The sequence below is a fragment of the Burkholderia sp. LFS061 genome, assembly GCF_047978125.1.
GTDB classification, from domain to species: Bacteria; Pseudomonadota; Gammaproteobacteria; order Burkholderiales; family Burkholderiaceae; genus Burkholderia; species Burkholderia pyrrocinia_C.
Genome location: NZ_JBFPFS010000003.1, coordinates 58,918 through 78,326, shown reverse-complemented (window position 1 = coordinate 78,326; position 19,409 = coordinate 58,918). Strand labels below are relative to the sequence as shown.

At 68.3% G+C, this 19,409-nt stretch carries 16 protein-coding genes; 14 read left to right on the top strand and 2 right to left on the bottom strand.

Going from position 1 to position 19,409, the window contains the following annotated elements; translation table 11 throughout:
- Nucleotides 1-6: 6 nt before the first annotated feature.
- Both ACNQQL_RS03340 and ACNQQL_RS03335 read left to right on the top strand, forming a co-directional pair.
- A complete protein-coding gene (locus ACNQQL_RS03340) occupies nt 7-3,144 on the top strand; it encodes a multidrug efflux RND transporter permease subunit (RefSeq protein WP_347063199.1) in 3,138 nt (1,045 codons plus the stop codon).
- Nucleotides 3,144-4,619 (top strand): efflux transporter outer membrane subunit, encoded by a 1,476-nt coding sequence (locus tag ACNQQL_RS03335; protein WP_347063341.1) that lies wholly within the window; start codon nt 3,144-3,146, stop codon nt 4,617-4,619. Before ACNQQL_RS03340 ends, ACNQQL_RS03335 begins: the two co-directional genes overlap by 1 nt.
- Before the next feature lie 96 nt (nt 4,620-4,715).
- On the opposite strand, the gene ACNQQL_RS03330 is transcribed toward ACNQQL_RS03335, so the two are convergent.
- Complete coding sequence (locus tag ACNQQL_RS03330) at nt 4,716-4,877, bottom strand: hypothetical protein (protein ID WP_347063198.1); 162 nt, start codon at nt 4,875-4,877, stop codon at nt 4,716-4,718.
- A gap of 121 nt (nt 4,878-4,998) precedes the next feature.
- On the opposite strand from ACNQQL_RS03330, the gene ACNQQL_RS03325 reads away from it, so the two are divergent.
- The 12 genes from ACNQQL_RS03325 to ACNQQL_RS03270 all read left to right on the top strand — a co-directional run bounded on the left by ACNQQL_RS03325 (nt 4,999) and on the right by ACNQQL_RS03270 (nt 17,303).
- Nucleotides 4,999-5,307, top strand: coding sequence for a hypothetical protein (locus ACNQQL_RS03325; RefSeq protein WP_347063197.1), 309 nt, complete (start codon nt 4,999-5,001; stop codon nt 5,305-5,307).
- Between the two features lie 154 nt (nt 5,308-5,461).
- Nucleotides 5,462-5,974 carry a fimbrial protein gene (locus ACNQQL_RS03320; protein ID WP_034184132.1) on the top strand — a complete coding sequence of 171 codons (513 nt, stop codon included), beginning with the start codon at nt 5,462-5,464 and terminating at the stop codon, nt 5,972-5,974.
- 122 nt (nt 5,975-6,096) lie between these two features.
- On the top strand, nt 6,097-8,550 hold the full coding sequence (locus ACNQQL_RS03315) for a fimbria/pilus outer membrane usher protein (RefSeq protein ID WP_347063340.1): 2,454 nt from the start codon (nt 6,097-6,099) through the stop codon (nt 8,548-8,550).
- Nucleotides 8,551-8,566: 16 nt separating this feature from the next.
- Nucleotides 8,567-9,313 (top strand): molecular chaperone, encoded by a 747-nt coding sequence (locus tag ACNQQL_RS03310; RefSeq protein WP_347063196.1) that lies wholly within the window; start codon nt 8,567-8,569, stop codon nt 9,311-9,313.
- Nucleotides 9,310-10,332 carry a fimbrial protein gene (locus ACNQQL_RS03305; RefSeq protein WP_416392513.1) on the top strand — a complete coding sequence of 341 codons (1,023 nt, stop codon included), beginning with the start codon at nt 9,310-9,312 and terminating at the stop codon, nt 10,330-10,332. Before ACNQQL_RS03310 ends, ACNQQL_RS03305 begins: the two co-directional genes overlap by 4 nt.
- A gap of 166 nt (nt 10,333-10,498) precedes the next feature.
- Nucleotides 10,499-11,167 carry an RNA polymerase factor sigma-70 gene (locus ACNQQL_RS03300; protein WP_204426313.1) on the top strand — a complete coding sequence of 223 codons (669 nt, stop codon included), beginning with the start codon at nt 10,499-10,501 and terminating at the stop codon, nt 11,165-11,167.
- 88 nt (nt 11,168-11,255) lie between these two features.
- Nucleotides 11,256-11,498 carry an MbtH family protein gene (locus tag ACNQQL_RS03295; RefSeq protein WP_047900635.1) on the top strand — a complete coding sequence of 81 codons (243 nt, stop codon included), beginning with the start codon at nt 11,256-11,258 and terminating at the stop codon, nt 11,496-11,498.
- Between the two features lie 44 nt (nt 11,499-11,542).
- Entirely contained in the window at nt 11,543-12,562 is a 1,020-nt protein-coding gene (locus ACNQQL_RS03290; protein WP_347063194.1) for a TauD/TfdA family dioxygenase, read from the top strand.
- A complete protein-coding gene (locus ACNQQL_RS03285; protein ID WP_347063193.1) occupies nt 12,552-13,400 on the top strand; it encodes an ABC transporter ATP-binding protein in 849 nt (282 codons plus the stop codon). Before ACNQQL_RS03290 ends, ACNQQL_RS03285 begins: the two co-directional genes overlap by 11 nt.
- Nucleotides 13,397-15,487 carry a Fe(3+)-hydroxamate ABC transporter permease FhuB gene (fhuB, locus tag ACNQQL_RS03280; RefSeq protein WP_347063192.1) on the top strand — a complete coding sequence of 697 codons (2,091 nt, stop codon included), beginning with the start codon at nt 13,397-13,399 and terminating at the stop codon, nt 15,485-15,487. The genes ACNQQL_RS03285 and fhuB overlap by 4 nt, the downstream gene beginning before the upstream one ends.
- Entirely contained in the window at nt 15,484-16,284 is an 801-nt protein-coding gene (gene fhuF / locus ACNQQL_RS03275) for a siderophore-iron reductase FhuF (protein WP_072441448.1), read from the top strand. The genes fhuB and fhuF overlap by 4 nt, the downstream gene beginning before the upstream one ends.
- Nucleotides 16,281-17,303, top strand: coding sequence for an iron-siderophore ABC transporter substrate-binding protein (locus ACNQQL_RS03270; RefSeq protein ID WP_347063191.1), 1,023 nt, complete (start codon nt 16,281-16,283; stop codon nt 17,301-17,303). The genes fhuF and ACNQQL_RS03270 overlap by 4 nt, the downstream gene beginning before the upstream one ends.
- Before the next feature lie 179 nt (nt 17,304-17,482).
- Here ACNQQL_RS03270 and ACNQQL_RS03265 read toward each other — a convergent pair whose 3' ends face one another.
- Nucleotides 17,483-19,228 carry a cyclic peptide export ABC transporter gene (locus tag ACNQQL_RS03265; RefSeq protein WP_347063190.1) on the bottom strand — a complete coding sequence of 582 codons (1,746 nt, stop codon included), beginning with the start codon at nt 19,226-19,228 and terminating at the stop codon, nt 17,483-17,485.
- Nucleotides 19,229-19,409: the final 181 nt, after the last annotated feature.

The window sequence follows — 19,409 nt, the reverse complement described above, 5'->3', positions numbered from 1 at the left end:
ACCAACATGGCACGTTTCTTCATCGATCGCCCCGTCTTCGCGTGGGTGATCGCAATCTTCATCATGCTGGGCGGCGCGTTCGCGATCCGCACGCTACCCGTTGCGCAATATCCGGACATCGCGCCGCCCGTCGTCAGCATCTATGCGACATACCCGGGTGCGTCCGCGCAGGTCGTCGAGGAATCGGTGACCGCGCTGATCGAGCGCGAAATGAACGGCGCGCCGGGGCTGATGTATACGTCCGCGACGAGCAGCGCCGGGATGGCGTCGCTGTACCTGACGTTCAAGCAGGGCGTGAACGCCGATCTCGCAGCCGTCGAAGTGCAGAACCGGCTGAAGACGGTCGAGGCGCGCTTGCCCGAGCCCGTGCGCCGCGACGGCATCCAGGTCGAGAAGGCCGCCGACAACATCCAGCTCGTCGTGTCGCTGACGTCGGACGACGGCCGGATGACCGACGTGCAGCTCGGCGAATATGCATCGGCGAACGTCGTGCAGGCGCTGCGCCGCGTCGCCGGCGTCGGCAGGGTGCAGTTCTGGGGCGCCGAATATGCGATGCGGATCTGGCCCGACCCGGTGAAGATGGCCGGGCACGGCCTCACCGCGTCGGACATCGCGTCGGCGGTGCGCGCGCACAACGCGCGCGTGACGATTGGCGACATCGGCCGCAGCGCGGTGCCGGCCAGCGCGCCGATCGCGGCGACCGTGTTCGCCGACGCGCCGCTGAAGACGCCGGCCGATTTCGGCGCGATCGCGCTGCGCACGCAGGCCGACGGCTCCGCGCTATACCTGCGCGACGTCGCACGCGTCGAGTTCGGCGGCAACGACTACAACTATCCGTCGTACGTGAACGGCAAGGTCGCGACCGGGATGGGCATCAAGCTCGCGCCGGGCTCGAATGCGGTGTCGACCGAGAAGCGCGTGCGCGCGACGATGGACGAGCTGTCCGCGTACTTCCCGCCGGGCGTGAAGTACCAGATTCCGTACGAGACGTCGTCGTTCGTGCGCGTGTCGATGAACAAGGTCGTCACGACGCTGATCGAGGCCGGCGTGCTCGTGTTCCTCGTGATGTTCCTGTTCATGCAGAACCTGCGCGCGACGCTGATCCCGACGCTCGTCGTGCCGGTCGCGCTCGCGGGCACGTTCGGTGTGATGTATGCGGCAGGCTTCTCGATCAACGTGCTGACGATGTTCGGGATGGTGCTCGCGATCGGCATCCTCGTCGACGATGCGATCGTCGTGGTCGAGAACGTCGAGCGGCTGATGGTCGAGGAAGGGCTCGGCCCGTACGACGCGACCGTCAAGGCGATGAAGCAGATCAGCGGCGCGATCGTCGGGATAACCGTGGTGCTGACGTCGGTGTTCGTGCCGATGGCGTTCTTCGGCGGCGCGGTGGGCAACATCTACCGGCAGTTCGCGCTGTCGCTCGCGGTGTCGATCGGTTTCTCGGCATTCCTCGCGCTGTCGCTCACGCCCGCGCTGTGCGCGACGCTGCTCAAGCCCGTATCCGGCGACCATCACGAGAAGCGCGGTTTCTTCGGCTGGTTCAACCGCTTCGTCGCGCGTGCGACGCAGCGCTATGCGACGCGTGTCGGCGCGATGCTGAAGAAGCCGTTGCGCTGGCTCGTCGTGTACGGCGCGCTGACCGCGGCCGCGGCGCTGATGCTCACGCAGTTGCCGACCGCGTTCCTGCCGGACGAGGACCAGGGCAACTTCATGGTGATGGTGATCCGGCCGCAGGGCACGCCGCTCGCGGAAACGATGCAGAGCGTGCGCGAGGTCGAGTCGTATATCCGCACCGACGAGCCGGCCGCGTATACGTTCGCGCTCGGCGGTTTCAACCTGTACGGCGAAGGGCCGAACGGCGGGATGATCTTCGTCACGCTGAAGAACTGGAAGGAGCGCAAGGCCGCGCGCGATCACGTGCAGTCGATCGTCGTGCGCGTCAACGAGCGCTTCGCGGGCACGCCGAACACGACGGTGTTCGCGATGAACTCGCCGGCGCTGCCCGATCTCGGCTCGTCGAGTGGCTTCGACTTCCGGTTGCAGAACCGCGGCGGGCTCGACTACGCGACGTTCAGCGCCGCGCGCGAGCAACTGCTCGCGGCGGGCGGCAAGGACCGCGCGCTCACCGACCTGATGTTCGCGGGCACGCAGGACGCGCCGCAACTGAAGCTCGACATCGATCGCGCGAAGGCGTCGGCGCTCGGCGTGTCGATGGACGAGATCAACACGACGCTCGCGGTGATGTTCGGCTCGGACTATATCGGCGACTTCATGCACGGCACGCAGGTGCGGCGCGTGGTCGTGCAGGCCGACGGGCTGCACCGGCTCGATCCGGACGACGTGAAGAAGCTGCGCGTGCGCAACGCGCGCGGCGAGATGGTGCCGCTCGCGGCGTTCACGACGCTGCACTGGACGATGGGGCCGCCGCAGCTCACGCGCTACAACGGCTATCCGTCGTTCACGATCAACGGCTCGGCCGCGGCAGGCCACAGCAGCGGCGAGGCGATGACCGCGATCGAGCGGATCGCCGCGAAGCTGCCGGCCGGCATCGGCTACGCGTGGTCGGGACAGTCGTTCGAGGAGCGGCTGTCGGGCGCGCAGGCGCCGATGCTGTTCGCGCTGTCGGTGCTGGTCGTGTTCCTCGCGCTCGCGGCGCTCTACGAGAGCTGGTCGATCCCGTTCGCGGTGATGCTGGTCGTCCCGCTCGGCGTGATCGGTGCGGTGCTCGGCGTCACGCTGCGGATGATGCCGAACGACATTTATTTCAAGGTGGGGCTGATCGCGACGATCGGTTTGTCGGCGAAGAACGCGATCCTGATCGTCGAAGTCGCGAAGGATCTGGTCGCGCAGCGCATGTCGCTCGTCGATGCCGCGCTCGAGGCCGCGCGGCTGCGGCTGCGGCCGATCGTGATGACGTCGCTCGCGTTCGGCGTCGGCGTGCTGCCGCTCGCGTTCGCGTCGGGCGCGGCATCCGGCGCGCAGATGGCGATCGGCACCGGCGTGCTCGGCGGCGTGATCACGGCGACCGTGCTCGCGGTGTTCCTCGTGCCGCTGTTTTTCGTGATCGTCGGCCGCCTGTTCGACGTCGGCCCGCGCCGGCGCGGCGGCACGCAGCCGGCGACGATGGAGGGATCCCGATGATGTTTGCGCTGAATGCACGCGCCGTGCTGCGGGCGCAGCTCGCGCTGGCCGCCACGCTCGCGCTCGCCGGCTGCTCGCTCGCGCCGCGCTACGAGCGGCCGGCGGCGCCGGTGCCGGCCACCTATGCGCCAGCCGACGGAAGCCTGGAGCCGGCTGCGACGTCTGATGCAACGCCTGCCGACGCCGCGCGGCTCGACGACTGGCATGCGTATTTCACCGATCCGGCGCTGCAGGCGTGGATCGACGCGGCGCTCGCGAACAACCGCGACCTGCGGATCGCGGCCGGCCGGCTCGAGGAGGCGCGTGCGCTGTACGGCGTGCAGCGCGCGGACCTGATGCCGTCGGTCGATGCGAATCTCGGCTATGAACGCGTGCGCCAGTACGACCCGGTCGTGCGCGAAAGCGCGATCAGCGGGCTGTATCGCGCGGGCGTCGGCGTCAGTGCGTACGAACTCGACCTGTTCGGCCGCGTGCGCAACCTGTCCGACGCGGCGCTCGCCGAATATTTCGCGACGGCCGACGCGCAGCGCACGGTCCGTATCGGCGTGATCGCCGAAGTGGCGGGGGCATATGTGTCGGAGCGCTCGCTGTACGAGCAGCTCGCGCTGGCGCAGCGCACGCTCGACGCACGCGAGCGCATCGCCGCGCTCACGCAGCGCCGCTACGCGGCAGGCACGAGCGACGCGATCGAGCTGCGCTCGGCCGAGATGCTGGTGGCGTCCGCGCGTGCGTCGCAGGCCGCGCTGCAGCGCGAGCATGCGCAGGCCGGGCGGGCGCTGCAGTTGCTCGCGGGCGATTTCGCGCGCAACGTGCCCGGCGACGCGACCGCGCTCGACACGTTGTCGATCGCGCCCGTGGCACCCGGCGCACCGAGCGCGCTGCTCGAACGGCGGCCGGACATCCGGCAGGCCGAGGCGCGGCTCAAGGCCGCGAACGCGCAGATCGGCGCCGCACGCGCGGCGTTCTTCCCGCGCATCGCGCTGACGACCGACTACGGCTCGGTCAGCGACGCGTTCTCGAGCCTGTTCGCGGCTGGCACGAGCGTGTGGACGTTCGCGCCGCGCATCACGCTGCCGATCTTCGCGGGCGGACGCAATCGCGCGAACCTCGACGTCGCGAACGCGCGCAAGCACATCGCGGTCGCCGAATACGAGAAGACCGTGCAGACCGCGTTCCGCGAAGTGGCCGACGCGTTCGCCGCGCGCGACTGGATCGATCGTCAGTTGGCTGCGCAGCAGGACGTCTACACGGCGGACGGTGCGCGGCTGAAGCTCGCGGAGCGCCGTTATGCGGGCGGCGTCGCGACGTATCTCGAACTGCTCGACGCGCAGCGCAGCACGTACGAGTCGGGGCAGGAACTGATCCGGCTCAAGCAGCTCCGGCTCGCGAACGCGATCGCGCTGTATCGCGCGCTCGGCGGCGGCTGGGCGCCCGCATCGGGGTCGGCGTCGACGGAGGTCGCGGCTTCCGCATGATGTGCGTTGCCTGACGCCGCAGCGCGCCGGGCAACGAGACGGCGGCCGCACGGTCGCCGTCTCGATCGACATCGTTGCCCGCTGCATCGCCGATCGCTATTGGCGTTGGCTTCCGCTGCCGGGCAAGTCATCCAGATCGTTTTTCATCCCATGGCAGCGCGGAAGGGCATCTTCCGGAACGGCCCGCATCCGGCGACCGATCGTGTCGCCATCCGGCGCAAACGTGCGCCGCGCATCTTCCTTTTTCATCTCGTCCATTCAGACACGCACATCGCGTGCCAACGGCCACGCAAATGCCTGAATCTCGATCGATAATTGACGATCGGATTAATTCGTGTATTGGAATTAATGAGGGTGACAAAGTGTCGCGGCAAAACGTTTGTATTCGTTTCGCAATCGTTTGCGCAATAAATCGGGGCTGTCTAAATTCGGGGTTAATTTCCTGTCAGTTGAAAATGATTTGATGTCGGTGTTGCCGTCCGGCAACGATGGCGGCATTGGACAAGGTTTTGTCTTTTTCGGATCGAGTCCGAGGCGCGCCAATACCAGCAAGGATGAGGTGGATTATTTGGGCTATCGAAGAAAAATATCGTTAATCTTCAATCGGTTCCGTGGGGAAAAAAATAACTTCGGGGTAAATCGAGTGGATTGGGGATTGTCGGGAGGGGATGTGATTTGCGAGATGTAAATCGAACATTGTCAGAAGCATTTAACAATGATTTACAAAAAACTTTCACGATTATCTCGATAATGCCGCCTCGTGACGGACGGGAGCCAACCACACGCTGCCTTTTGTATCCGCCACGTCGTCCATTCCCTTTGCAATTCTCACGGAAAACGTCATGAAAAAATCCCTCCTGACCGCTGTCGCACTCGCGGCCCTGTCGACCTCGGCCTTCGCAGCGGGCACCGGCACGATCAACTTCACGGGCGAGATCGTCGCGGGCGCATGCGGCATCGATTCGGGCTCGGTCAACCAGACCGTGAACCTCGGCAAGGTGCCGACCAACGTGTTCAAGCAGGCTGGCGACAAGTCCACGCCGACCAACTTCGACATCAAGCTGACCGACTGCGACACGAGCATCGCGCAGAACGCGTACTTCACGTTCACGGGCACGTCGAGCGCGGGCCAGCCGAAGCTGCTCGCCACGATCGGTTCGGCAACCAACGTCGGCATCCGCCTGCAGGCCGCGTCGGGCGAATACCTCGACAACGGCGCCGAGCAGAAGGCCCCGACCGTGCTGCAAAACGGCACGAACATCGCACGCTTCGCAGCGATGTACGAAGCGACGGCAGCCGGCGTGACGCCGGGTACCGCCGACGGCGTCGCGAACTTCACGGTCCGCTACCAGTAAGCGTCCGTATCGGAGGAGGGGTGCGTGCATCCCTTCCTCCTTCTTCTTTCCTTCCTGTTTCCTTCTCCTCGGACTTCCGGTAGCGTCGCGTGCGAATCAGACATTCCTTCCTTTGCGTCTGCGTGCTGGTCGTCGGCAGCCAGAGCCATGCGACGGAATTCAATGCGTCGTTTCTCGACATCGACGGAACGAGCAATGTCGACCTGTCGCAGTTCTCGCAGGCCGACTTCACGCTGCCGGGCGAGTACATGCTCGATGTGCAGGTCAACGACCTGTTCTACGGGCTGCAGGCGATCGAGTTCGTCGCCGTCGACGCGTCCGGAGCGGGCAAGCCATGCCTGCGGCCGGAGCTCGTCGCGCAGTTCGGGCTGAAGCCTTCGCTCGCGAAGGACCTGCCGCGCTTCCAGGGCGGACGCTGCGTCGACCTCGGCGCGATCGAGGGGGCGACCGTGCGTTACCTGAAGAGCGACGGGCGGCTCAAGATCACGATTCCGCAGGCCGCGCTCGAATTCACCGATTCGACCTACCTGCCGCCGGAGCGCTGGTCCGAAGGGATTCCCGGCGCGATGCTCGACTATCGCGTGATCGCGAACACGAACCGCAACTTCGGTGCGGGCGGCGGGCAGACGAATTCGATCCAGGCCTACGGGACGATCGGCGCGAACTGGGATGCATGGCGCTTTCGCGGCGACTACCAGGCGCAGTCGAACGTGGGCAACACGGCGTACGCGGACCGCACGTTCCGCTTCAGCCGGCTTTACGCGTTTCGCGCGCTGCCGTCGATCCAGTCGACGGTGACGTTCGGCGACGACTACCTGAGCTCCGACATTTTCGACACGTTCGCGCTGACGGGCGCGTCGATCCGCAGCGACGACCGCATGCTGCCGCCTTCGCTGCGCGGTTATGCGCCGCTGATCGCGGGCGTCGCGCGTACCAACGCGACCGTGACCGTGTCGCAGGCGGGCCGCGTGCTGTACGTGACGCGCGTGTCGCCGGGCGCGTTCGCGCTGCAGAACATCAACACGAGCGTGCAGGGCACGCTCGACGTCGCGGTAGAGGAAGAGGACGGCAGCGTGCAGCGCTTCCAGGTGACGACGGCTGCCGTGCCGTTTCTCGCGCGCACCGGGCAGTTGCGCTACAAGGCTGCCGTCGGCAAGCCGCGCCTGTTCGGCGGCGCAGGCATCACGCCGTTCTTCGGCTTCGGCGAAATCGCGTATGGTCTGCCGCTCGACGTCACGGTGTACGGCGGCTTCATCGCCGCATCGGGCTATACGTCGATCGCGCTCGGCATCGGCCGCGATTTCGGCGCGTTCGGCGCGGTGTCGGCCGACGTCACGCATGCGCGGGCGCGCCTGTGGTGGAACGGCGCGACGCGCAACGGCAACTCGTACCGTGTCAACTACTCGAAGCACTTCGACGGGCTCGACGCCGACGTGCGTTTCTTCGGCTACCGCTTCTCCGAACGCGACTACACGAACTTCGCGCAGTTCACGGGCGACCCGACCGCGTACGGCCTCGCGAACAGCAAGCAGCGCTACTCGGCGACGATGTCGAAGCGCTTCGGCGACACGTCGACCTATTTCTCGTACGACCAGACGACCTACTGGGCGCGCTCGTCCGAGCAGCGCGTCGGCCTCACGTTGACGCGTGCGTTCTCGGTCGGCGCGCTGCGCAACCTGAACGTCAGCGTGTCGGCATTTCGCACGCAGAGCGCGGGCGCGAGCGGCAACCAGTTTTCGATCACCGCGACGCTGCCGATCGGCGGCCGCCACACCGTCACGTCGAACCTGACGACGGGCAGCGGCAGCACGAGCGTGAACGCGGGCTACATCTACGACGATCCGGATGGCCGCACCTACCAGGTCAACGCGGGCGCGACCGACGGCCGCGCATCGGCGAACGCGAGCTTCCGCCAGCGTGCGTCGGCGTACCAGCTCACGGCACAGGCGTCGACGCTCGCCAATGCGTATGCGGCCGCGTCGCTCGAGGTCGACGGTTCGTTCGTCGCGACGCAGTACGGCGTGTCCGCGCACGCGAACGGCAACGCGGGCGATACGCGGCTGCTGGTGTCGACCGACGGCGTGCCCGACGTGCCGCTGTCCGGCACGCTCACGCATACCGATTCGCGCGGCTATGCAGTGCTCGACGGCATCTCGCCGTACAACGTGTACGACGCGACCGTCAACGTCGAGAAGCTACCGCTCGAAGTGCAGGTGACGAACCCTATCCAGCGCATGGTACTGACCGACGGCGCGATCGGCTTCGTGAAGTTCGCCGCCGCGCGCGGCAGCAACCTGTACCTGACGCTGACCGACCCGGCCGGCAAGCCGCTGCCGTTCGGTGCGTCGGTGCAGGACGCGGCGAACGGCAAGGAGCTCGGCATCGTCGGCGAGGGCGGTGCGGCGTTCCTGACGCAGGTTCAGCCGAAGTCGTCGCTCGCGGTGCGCGCGGGCGAACGCACGCTCTGCACGGTCGATGCGCTGCCGAACCAGCTCCAACTCGAAGGCACGCCGATCCCGGTGACGTGCCAGACGCCCGGCGAGTCGCACGCAGCGGCCGCGCGGGTCGAACGATGATTCCACGGATCCTGCGATGAAAAACTCTCTTTCCCTTTCCTTCCCGCGCCGCGCGTCGTGCGCGCTCGCGACCGCCGGCGCGCTGCTCGCGGGCGCCGCGCATGCGGCGATCGTACCGGACCGCACGCGCGTGATCTTCAACGAAGGCGAGCAGGCCGCGATCGTCACGATCACGAACAAGAGCACGACGTATCCGTATCTCGTGCAGTCGTGGCTCGAGGACGCGAAAGGCAACAAGATCACGTCGCCGCTGATGGTCGTGCCGCCGCTGCAGCGCGTCGAGGCGAACGAGCGCAACGTGCTGAGGATCGCGAAGCTGCCGGGCACCGAGTTGCCGGCCGATCGCGAATCGGTGTTCTACCTGAACATCCGCGAAGTGCCGCCGAAGACCGATACGCCGAACACGCTGCAGATCGCGCTGCATACGCAGATGAAGCTGTTCTACCGGCCGAAGGCCGCGCAGCCCGCGCGCGACGAGGACTGGACGCTGCCGATGACGCTGCGCGTCGACGCGGCCGCGCACAAGCTGGTGTTCGACAACCCGACGCCGTATCACGTGACGGTGGTCGACGTGAGCTCGGGCGCGCAGAAGACGCCGGTGCCGATCGAGCCCGTGATGGTGAGCCCGATGAGCACGGCCGACGTGCCGTTCAAGGCCGCGACGCCGTCGACGCTGTTCGTCACGCATATCGACGATTACGGCGGCCAGGTGGCGGTCGAGTATGCGTGCGAGGCAGGGGCTTGCAAGAGCGTGAAGAAATGAGCGGGGGAATGCGTCATCGGGAATCGCCGGCGGCATGGTTGCGCTGGGTCGTACTCGTGCTGCTGGTCGCGGCCGTGCAGCCTGCGTGGGCACTGCGCTGCCTGACCAACAGCGGCGCGACTTCGTTGACCGAGCCGATCGGCGGTGTTGCGTCATATCCGACCGACGCGCCGGACGGCTACGTGATCTGGGTGTCGCCGGTGCGCACGACGTCGGGGTACTGCTACAAGGACCTGGGTGACGACGGCAGCCTGAAGGTCGTCGACAACATTTATTTCTACGCGAATCCGAATCGCACGAACCCTGCCGCATGGGGGCTCGAGATCGGCATCCGCTACAAGGGCGTCGACTATTTCGACAAGACCAGCAATCGCGGCGGCGGGGTGTTTACCGGATATTCGGTGCCGCCGTGCAGCAGGTACGACTTCGACCGCGGGCGTTGCCAGCAGACGCGCATCAGCATCGACTATCAGGTCGTCGTGCGCAAGAAGGGCAATTGGGTCCAGCCGCCGAGCGATATCTATACGGTGTTCCAGTTCGACGGCGAGTTCGGGCTGAATGCATTCGGCACGAGCTTCCAGTACCGTCTGAGCGGCCTGCGCAACCTCAAGCCGACGCCGTGCTTCGTCGACGTACTCGTGACGCCCGAGCCGGGCATCGTCAATTTCGGACAGGTGCAGGCGGTCGGCAACGGCTTCCTGCCGGCGGTGCCGCGCAAGCGCTTTTCGCTGTCGCTGACCAAGAAATGCAACGTCGCGGTGCGCGTCGACGGGTACTTCGAAACGAGCTATCCGGTTCAGAACGGTTTGCTGGTACCTGCGAAGGACAGCAATTTCGGCATCGGCATCGAAGACAGCCAGGGCAAGGCGATTCCGTTCAACGAACAGTTCACGCTGACGCAGTTTCCGTCCAACGTGATGAATCAGAGCGTGCTGATGGATGCGGTGCTGAAGTCGTTCGGGCCGCCGAAGATCGGGCGATTCGATGCGACGGCGACGATCCGGTTGTTTATCTATTGACGCATGCGTGCGCGGTCGGCATCGCGCGATCACGTTCGCTCGAACAACGATCCCGTCAATTGTTCAGACAAATCCTGACAACCGGAAGGGGTATCTGGTAATCGGATTGAGAATGATTTGCGTTTACGTTAAATTGCGCTATCTCGGAATTTGACGGAGCAGATCGATGGCGATGGCGGAAGTGCTCGACCGACCGGCGGCGGCAACGGCGAACCCGTTCGTCGGCAGTTATCCGGACCTGCCGTTGCGCGCCGCACCGCGCGCGCGCCGTGCCGCGGAGCCCCGCGCGCAGGGCGCGCTGCTCGACGTGCTGATTTCGCATCGCGCGATGCTCGTCAATGTCGCGCGCGGCTTCGTCGGTTGCGCGAGCCGTGCCGAGGACGTCGTGCACGACGTATTCGTGAAGCTCGTCGAATTCCCGAACCAGGACGCGGTGCGCCAGCCGGTCGCGTACGTGACGCGGATGGTGCGCAATGCGTCGATCGACGCGTGCCGCCGGCAGAGCCTCGAAAACGTCTATCACACGGAAGAGGACGACGGCTTCGACGTGCCGTCGCCCGAGCCGACGCCGGAAGCCGCGCTGATGACGCGCGATACGCTGCGGCGCGTGTGGGCCGCGCTCGACGACCTGCCGGCGCGCAGCCGCGCCGCCTTCGAGATGGTGCGGCTGCGCGAGGAGACGCTGCAGACCGCGGCGCGCGCGCTGAACGTATCGCAGACGCTCGTGCATTTCATGGTGCGCGACGCGGAGCGCCACTGCGCGGAATGCCTCGACGCGTGCCATCGCGGCGTCGCGTGCCCGGTGTTCCTGGGCGGCCGTGCGCGGCGGCGGTAAAAAAACGCGCCGGCCAATCGTCTAACAGACAGGAGCGGCGCAATCCGCCGCTTCGCATCCTTCAACCGTCTCCTGCTTTTTTCCGATCATGACGCAAGCCACGACGCCTTCCGCCGACACCGACGATCTCGTCTACACGGTCGTCATCAACGACGAAGAACAGTATTCGATCTGGCCGACATTCCGGCCCGTGCCGGCCGGCTGGCGCGAGGTCGGCGTGAGCGGCCCGAAGGCCGACTGTCTCGCGCACATCGAAACCGTCTGGACCGACATGCGCCCCGCGAGCCTGCGCCGCGCAATGGACGGCGAGCGCGCGACGCGCGCATCGTGACCCGCAGCGCCGCGACCCGGCGCGCCACCTGAAGAGGACGTTGCATGACCCTGCTTTCGTTGCCGACGCTCGACGACCTGCGTATCGAGCCGGGGCTGCCCACCGTCGTGTCGCCGCGCGGCAGCGACGGCATGTCGATCGACGAAGTCGCGCCGCTGGCGCGCGAGATCGCCGCCGACACGCTCGAACGGGCGGGCGGCGTGCTGTTCACGGGCTTTCGCGTGCCGTCGATCGACGCGTTCCAGCAGTTCGCGGCATCGTTCGGCGATCCGCTGATCGGCTATGAATACGCGTCGACGCCGCGCAGCCAGGTCGAAGGCGCGGTCTACACGTCGACCGAATACCCGCCGCACCGCGCGATTCCGCTGCACAACGAGCAGTCGTATACGCGCGAATGGCCGCTGCGGATCTGGTTCCACTGCGCGCTCGCGGCGCCGAAGGGCGGTGCGACGCCGATCGCGGACAGCCGCGCCGTGTACCGCGCGCTCGATCCGGCGCTGATCGCGCGTTTCGAGCGGCGCGAGCTGCTGTACGTGCGCAATTTCGGGCAGGGGCTCGACCTGCCGTGGCAGCAGTCGTTCGGCACCGACGAGCCGGCCGAGGTCGAGCGGATGTGCGCGGCGCGCGGCATCGAATGCGCATGGCGCACCGACGACGACGGCGAACTGCTGCTGCGCACGCGCGAACGCTGCCAGGCCGTCGCGCGCCATCCGCGCACCGGCGACCGCGTGTGGTTCAACCAGGCAAACCTGTTTCATCTGTCCGCGCTCGACGACGACATGCAGGAAGCGCTCGTCGATGCGGTCGGGCTCGAGAACGTGCCGCGCAACGTGTACTACGGCGACGGCGAGCCGCTCGAGGCCGATGCGCTCGCGCAGATCCGCGGCGTGCTCGACCAGCAGCGCATCGTGTTCCCGTGGCGCACGGGCGACGTGCTGATGCTCGACAACATGCTGACCGCGCATGCGCGCGACCCGTTCGAAGGGCCGCGCAAGGTCGTCGTCGCGATGGCGCAGAGTTACACGGTCCCGCGCGCGACCGAGCGGAGGACCGATGACGCGTAGTACCGCCGCGCTTGCCGGGCGCGGATTGACGGTAGGTTATCGCGACCATGTCGTGATCGACGGGCTGGACCTGTCGATCGCGGCCGGCCGCGTGACCGCGCTGTGCGGGCCGAACGGCTGCGGCAAGAGCACGCTGCTGCGCACGCTCGCGGGCCTGCAGCCCGCGCGTGCCGGCCATGTCGTAGTGAACGGCAAGCCGCTCGCGTCGTTTCGCCGTCGCGCGCTCGCGCGCGAGCTGACGATGCTCGCGCAGTTCAACCAGATTCCGTCGGGCCTCACGGTGCGCGAACTCGTCGCGTACGGGCGCTATGCGTACGGCGGCTTCCTGCGCGGCCTGTCGCGCGCCGACCATGCGGCGATCGACGAGGCGCTCGAGACCAGCGGCCTTGCCGACGATGCGGGCCGCGACGTCGGCGCGCTGTCGGGCGGCGAACGCCAGCGCGCGTGGATCGCGATGGCGCTCGCGCAGCAGGCGCCGATCGTGCTGCTCGACGAGCCGACCACCTATCTCGACATCCATCACCAGCTCGACATCCTCGATGCGCTGCGCGCGCTGAACCGCGCGCGCGGGCTGACGATCGTGTGGGTGCTGCACGACCTGAATCAGGCGGCCGCGTACAGCGACGAGATCGTGCTGATGCGCGCGGGCCGCCTCGTCGCGCAGGGCTCGCCCGACGCGATGCTCGATCCGGCGCGGCTGCGCGCGGCGTTCGGCGTCGAGATGCTGAAGCTCGCGCATCCGCAGACGGGCGCGCCGATGTGCGTGCCGGCCTACGGGCCGTCGAGCGTCGGTACGCCGCAGGCGGCCGGCGTCTTCGATCGGGATCTCGCCGTATGACGACGTTCGCGATGCGCAAGCGCCTCGCGGCGACGGGGAGGGGTGCGGCCACCGGCCGGGCCGGCACGATTGCGATCGGCCTCGTCGCGCTGATCGCGATACTCGCGGCGCTGCGCGTCGCACCCGATTTACGCGCGTGGTGGGCGGCGGCGCCCGGCAGCGACGCCGCCGCGCTCGCGCACGTGTTCCTGTTCGACCTCAACCTGCCGCGTGTCGCGGCCGCGCTCGTCGCGGGCGGCTGCCTCGGCATCGCGGGGGCGCTGTTCCAGTCGCTCACGCGCAATCCGCTCGCGTCGCCCGACCTGCTCGGCGTGACGGGCGGCGCGCAGCTCGGCCTGCTCGCGGCGATGCTCGTGCCGGCACTGGCGGGCGTCGCATCGGTGCCGCTGCTGTTCGTGTGCGGGCTGGCCGCCGCTGCAGTCGCGATCGTCGCGGCCGGCGGCTGGCGCGCGACGCCGTTGCGGCTCGTGCTCGCGGGCAGCGTGTGCATGCTGCTGTTCGCGGCGCTGTCGACGCTCGTGCTCGCGTTCTTCGAGCAGAACATCGCGGGCGCCGCGCTGTGGACCAACGGCAGCCTTTACCAGCCGGGCGCGACGGGCCTCGCGCTCGCCGCGCGCTGGCTCGTCGTGCCGCTGGTCGCGCTGCCGTTCGTGATCCGGCCGCTGAACCCGCTCACGCTCGGCGACGACGCGGCGGCCGCGGCCGGCGTGCGCGTCGATGCGTCGCGGCTCGCCGCGACGCTCGTCGCGGTCGCGTTCACGAGCGTGGCCGTCAGCATCGCGGGCCCGCTGTCGTATGTCGGCCTCGTCGCGCCGAACCTGCTGCGCCAGGTGCGCGGTGCGCGCGCGGCGCGGCTCGGCGTACTGGTGCCGCTGTCGGCGCTCGCCGGCGGCGCGCTCGTGCTCGTCACCGACAGCGCGGTGCTCGCGTCGGGACTCGACGCGACGCTGTCGACCGGCGTCGCGATCGCGCTGGTCGGCACGCCGCTGATGCTCGCGATGATCCGGCGCGGCGCTGCATGGTCGGGCGTGCTGCATGCGGATGCCGAACGCGCGGCGGGCGGCGGCTCGACGCGGTTCGTCGGCTGGCTCGAACGCCTCGGCTGGCCGCTGCGCACGGCGCTGTTCGTCGTGATCGGCGCGCTGGTGGTGTCGGTCGGCGTGTCGGCCGGCCCCGAGTGGCTGTCGCCCGCGCGCTGGTCCGCCGCGCTGTCCGGCCAGGATGCGCTCGCGCGGATGCTGATCGACCTGCGCATGCCGCGCCTGCTGTGCGCGCTGCTCGCGGGCGCGCTGCTGGCCGTGAGCGGCGTCGCGATGCAGAGCGTCGTGCGCAATCCGCTCGCGGGCCCCGAAGTGCTCGGCGTCACGCAGGGCGCGGGGCTCGTCACGCTGTTCGCATTGTCGACGTGGCCGCTGATGGGCCATGTGACGCTCGCGGCGGCCGCGCTGATCGGCGGCGGACTGTCGCTCGCGATCACGCTCGCGCTGAATCACCGGCATCGTTATGCGCCGCTCGCGGTGGCGTTGACCGGTATCGTGATCGGCGCGCTATGGACGACGCTCGCGCAATGGCTGATCACGCAGCAAAGCGTGCAGCCCGCGCGCTTCGTCGTGTGGCTCGTCGGCGGCACCTATGGCCGCAGCTGGGGTGAGGTGTCGATGCTGCTGCCGTGGTGCGTGCTCGCGGTGCCCGTGTTCGCGTGGCTCGCGCGACCCCTCGACATGCTCGCGCTCGGCGACGACCAGGCAGCCGCGCTCGGCCTGCCGGTGGCCGCGCTGCGGCCGCTCGCGCTGACGATCGCGACGCTCGCCGCGTGCGCGGCCGTCGCGGCGGTCGGGCCGGTCGGCTTTATCGGGCTGATGGCGCCGCACGTCGCGACGATGCTCGGCGCGCGCCGGCATCGCACGCGGCTATGGCTCGCGGCCGCGTGCGGCGCGCTGATCCTCGGCGTCGCGGATCTCGCGGCGCGCACGGTCGTCGCGCCGCGCGAAGTGCCGGCCGGCGTGCTGACCGCGCTGATCGGCGCGCCGTACCTGCTCGGGCTGCTGATCCTCGAGGGGCGCCGCGCCCGGCGCGCAGGGCGATGACGCCGTCGTTCGACGGCGCGCGGGCCACGCGCTTCTCGGCGTTCGCGCCCGAACCGTTCGCCGAACATCTCGACGTCGTCTGGCTCGGTATGCCCGACGACGCACACGCGCCGGGCCGCATCGTCGTGCCCGTCAGCGCGTTGCCCTCGCATCGCGAGGCCGTGCTCGACGCGATGGTTCGTCACTACGGCGGCGATCCGGCACGGCATGCGCGCGCGCTGATTTCGCAATGGAGCAAATATTATTTCGGCCGTGCGGCGCCGGCCGGCGTCGTCGCCGCGCTGACGCTCGGCCGGCCGCTCGACATGGCGCCCGAACGCACGTTCGTCGCGCTCGACGACGGGATGCCCGCCGCGCTGTATTTCGCGGCGGACGCGCTCGGCGCGCCGTGCGATGACCCCGCGCCGCGCTATGCGGGGCTCGTCGAGCATCTCGGCGCGGTGATCGATCTGCTCGCGGCGATGGGCCGCGTCACGCCGCGCGTGCTGTGGAGCAACGCGGGCAATCTGCTCGACTATCTGCTCGACACCTGCCGTTCGCTGCCTTGCGCGGCCGATCCCGTGCGCGACGCGGGCTGGCTGTTCGGCTCGACGTGCTTCGCGTGCGAACCGAATCCGCTGCGCATGCCGGTGCGCGACGCCGTGCCGCGCTCGCCGCTGCTGCCGACGCCGTTTCGCGCGCGCCGCGTGTGCTGCCTGCGCTACGAAATTCCTGGAGAAACGCAACTGTGTGGAAGCTGCCCCCTGCTATTGACGATGGACGACGCGGCGCTGGCCGGGCAGGACGCGATCCGGTGACGCATGCCGGCCGCCGGCACGCGTTGGGCGCACTCGCCGTGCTCGGTGCCGCGTGCTGCGGCGTGTTTTCCGCGTCGGCCGGCGCGGTTGCCGTTGCCGGCGGCGGACCCGGCACGCCGGGCGCCGTGTCGCTGGCCGGCAATCCCGTCGTGTCGCAGGCGAGCGCGAAGATGCCCGTGCGGCCGCAGCGCGTGGTCGCGCTCGACTTCATGTTCGCGGAAAGCGTGGTCGCGCTCGACCTCGTGCCGGTCGGGATGGCAGATACCGCGTTCTATCCGGGCTGGCTCGGCTACCAGAGCGACCGGCTCGCGCACGTGACCGACGTCGGCTCGCGGCAGGAGCCGGGGCTCGAGGCGATCGCGGCGGTCAAGCCCGACCTGATCATCGGCGTCGGCTTCCGGCATGCACCGATCTTCGACGCGCTCGACCGGATCGCGCCGACGATCCTGTTCCAGTTCAGCCCGAATGTTTCCGACGGCGGCGTGCCCGTCACGCAGCTCGACTGGATGCGGCAGATCTTCCGGACGATCGGCGCGGTGACGGGGCGCGACGCGCGCGCGCAGGCGGTCGATGCGCAACTCGACGCGGGCATCGCGCGCAATGCGGCGCGGCTCGCGGCAGCGGGAAGAAAGGGCGAGCGCATCGCGCTGCTGCAGGATCTCGGCTTGCCCGACCGCTACTGGGCCTATACGGGCAACAGCACGTCGGCGGGCCTCGCGCGTGCGCTCGGGCTCGATCCGTGGCCGAAGAAGCCGACGCGGGAAGGCACGCTGTACGTGACGTCGGCCGACCTGCTCACGCAGCGCGACCTGGCTGTGCTGTTCGTGACCGCGTCGGGGATGGACGTGCCGCTGTCGGCGAAACTCGATTCGCCGGTGTGGAGTTTCGTGCCCGCGCTGCGCGAGCGCCGGATCGCGCTCATCGAACGCAATATCTGGGGGTTCGGTGGGCCGATGTCGGCGCTGAAGCTGGCCGACGTGATGACCGATACGATGCTGAAGCTGCCGGCCGCGCGTTGAGCGCGCGGCGGTTTGTCGGCGGATAACGCCGCTTTGACGGACGTGGCGTTGTCATCTGCATGAGGGTGGATAGTCTCGACTTTCCCTTTCCGCCATGCGTCAACAATACATTCCCTTCTTGACCTAACATCGCCGACGCGGTGCCATTGCCGCGCGTCGGCGATCTATCGATGAATGGCTTACGCGCTCAGCGCGTCGACACCATCCTGAGCACGCAAACGCGCCGGCATCGTGTCGCTGACGATGCGCCCGTTGTCGAGCTTCAGCAGCCGGTCGGCGAGGTCGAAATAGCGGTCGTCGTGCGTGATCACGATCACGGCCTTGCCGCGCGCGCGTAGCTCGGGCAGCAGCTGCTCGTAGAACACGGCCTTGAACGACGGATCCTGGTCGGCCGCCCATTCGTCGAACAGGTAGAACGGCCGGTCTTCCAGATACGCGACGACGAGCGCGAGCCGCTTGCGCTGCCCGGTCGACAGCGCGCGGGTCGAGAACGCACCGTCGACCACTTTCACCTTGTGGTCGAGCGCCAGCTTCGCGACGAGCGCGTTCGCCCGCGCATCGGCCTGCGCGCGGGCCGGATCGTCAGGATCGACGATGCCGAGCAGCGCATCGAACAGGTGGAAATCGTTGAACACCGCACTGAAGCGCTGCCGGTACGCTGCCCGCTCGCGCCAGCCGATCGTGCGGCCGTCGACCTCGATCGTGCCTTCCTCGGGCTCGTAGAGTCCGGTCAGCACCTTCGCGAGCGTCGTCTTGCCGCTACCGTTGCCACCGACGATGAACAAGAGCTCGCCCGGCTTGATCGTCAGGTCGATCGGCCCGATGCTGAACATCCGTTCGTCGCGCTCGTGGAAATACGCGTGCGTGACGCCGCGCAACGTGACGGCGCCGGCCGGCGGCACGTCAGCCGCGTCGGCCGCCGGCGGCACCGTGCGCAGCGCGCCGAATTCGGCCATCACGCCCTCGATCCGCGTGAGCGACACGCGTGCCGCGTTGACGGTCGGCAGGTTGTTCAGGAGCCCGTCGAGCGGCACGAGCATGAACAGGAACACGACGACGTAGCCGGCCGCCGCGCCCGGATCGGCATGCACGCCGAGCTGCGGCCAGAACGACGCCACGCCGAGGAATACGTAGAACAGGAAGATGATCCAGCCGACGCCGACCGCATACGCGCTGAACGCGCGGCGGCGGTGGTCGCGCACTTCGCCGATCGCGGCGCCGAGCTGGCCGTCGACGAACTGGCGCGCGCGCGCATCGTGCAGCTTCAGTTCCTTCGCGCCGGAAAACAGCGAGCCGAGATAGCCGAACAGGCGGTCCTGCGCCTGGCCGGCCGCTTCGAGCGACGCGATCGCACGGCGGTCGCCGGTGTGATAACCGAGCGAGCCGGCGATGATCGCGGCCAGCGCCAGCACGCACACGGGCCACGACAGCCACGCGAGATAGCCGAGGCAGCCGAACACGATCGAGCCGTGCATGACCAGGTTCGGCAGCGCGAAGAACAGCATCGACACGTTGGTCGCGTCGTCGGTCAGCACCGATTGCACGGGCGCGGCGCCGATCCGCTCGATGTCGCGCAGCTCGGCCGCGCCGACGCGCCGCGCGAGATGCACGCGCAGCCGCGCCATCGTGTCCTGCGACAGGCGCGCGAACAGCGTGCCCGACACGATTCGCGTGACGAGCGCGATTACCGCGCACAGCGCGAAGCGCCACGCGAGCGACGCATCGGCGGCGCCCGGCTGCGCGAGCGCGCGGTTCAGCGTCGCGACGAGCAGCACGCTCGCGACGCCGTTCAGCACGCACGCGGTCAGCGCCAGCGTGAGCGACGTACGGCTTTCGCGCAGCAGCGCGAGGATCAGGCGCGCCGCGGGGCGGGCGGGCGAGGCGTCGAGGGACGGCGGGGAAGAAGGCTCGTGGGCAGCAGTCATCGGCAACGTCGGTAAAGGGAAGGCAAGCGAATACGCGGAAACGGAAAACGCGGAAACGGAAAAACTGAAGCGAAAGCGGCGGCCGGGGCGCGCCGGTTCCGGCTTTCCTTCCTGATAGACGAACGGGCCGCGCAAATATTTAGCAGCGCCTGCAAAAAAACGCCCAAGCACGCTTCGAGTG

Bases quoted from the DNA above. Each gene is read 5' to 3' on its own strand.
- ACNQQL_RS03300 (WP_204426313.1), top strand. From the start codon at position 10,499: ATGGCGATGGCGGAAGTGCTCGACCGACCGGCGGCGGCAACGGCGAAC.
- ACNQQL_RS03335 (WP_347063341.1), top strand. From the start codon at position 3,144: ATGTTTGCGCTGAATGCACGCGCCGTGCTGCGGGCGCAGCTCGCGCTG.
- ACNQQL_RS03295 (WP_047900635.1), top strand. From the start codon at position 11,256: ATGACGCAAGCCACGACGCCTTCCGCCGACACCGACGATCTCGTCTAC.
- ACNQQL_RS03305 (WP_416392513.1), top strand. From the start codon at position 9,310: ATGAGCGGGGGAATGCGTCATCGGGAATCGCCGGCGGCATGGTTGCGC.
- ACNQQL_RS03285 (WP_347063193.1), top strand. From the start codon at position 12,552: ATGACGCGTAGTACCGCCGCGCTTGCCGGGCGCGGATTGACGGTAGGT.
- fhuB (WP_347063192.1), top strand. From the start codon at position 13,397: ATGACGACGTTCGCGATGCGCAAGCGCCTCGCGGCGACGGGGAGGGGT.
- ACNQQL_RS03320 (WP_034184132.1), top strand. From the start codon at position 5,462: ATGAAAAAATCCCTCCTGACCGCTGTCGCACTCGCGGCCCTGTCGACC.
- ACNQQL_RS03340 (WP_347063199.1), top strand. From the start codon at position 7: ATGGCACGTTTCTTCATCGATCGCCCCGTCTTCGCGTGGGTGATCGCA.
- ACNQQL_RS03290 (WP_347063194.1), top strand. From the start codon at position 11,543: ATGACCCTGCTTTCGTTGCCGACGCTCGACGACCTGCGTATCGAGCCG.
- ACNQQL_RS03310 (WP_347063196.1), top strand. From the start codon at position 8,567: ATGAAAAACTCTCTTTCCCTTTCCTTCCCGCGCCGCGCGTCGTGCGCG.
- ACNQQL_RS03330 (WP_347063198.1), bottom strand. From the start codon at position 4,877: ATGGACGAGATGAAAAAGGAAGATGCGCGGCGCACGTTTGCGCCGGAT.
- ACNQQL_RS03265 (WP_347063190.1), bottom strand. From the start codon at position 19,228: ATGACTGCTGCCCACGAGCCTTCTTCCCCGCCGTCCCTCGACGCCTCG.
- fhuF (WP_072441448.1), top strand. From the start codon at position 15,484: ATGACGCCGTCGTTCGACGGCGCGCGGGCCACGCGCTTCTCGGCGTTC.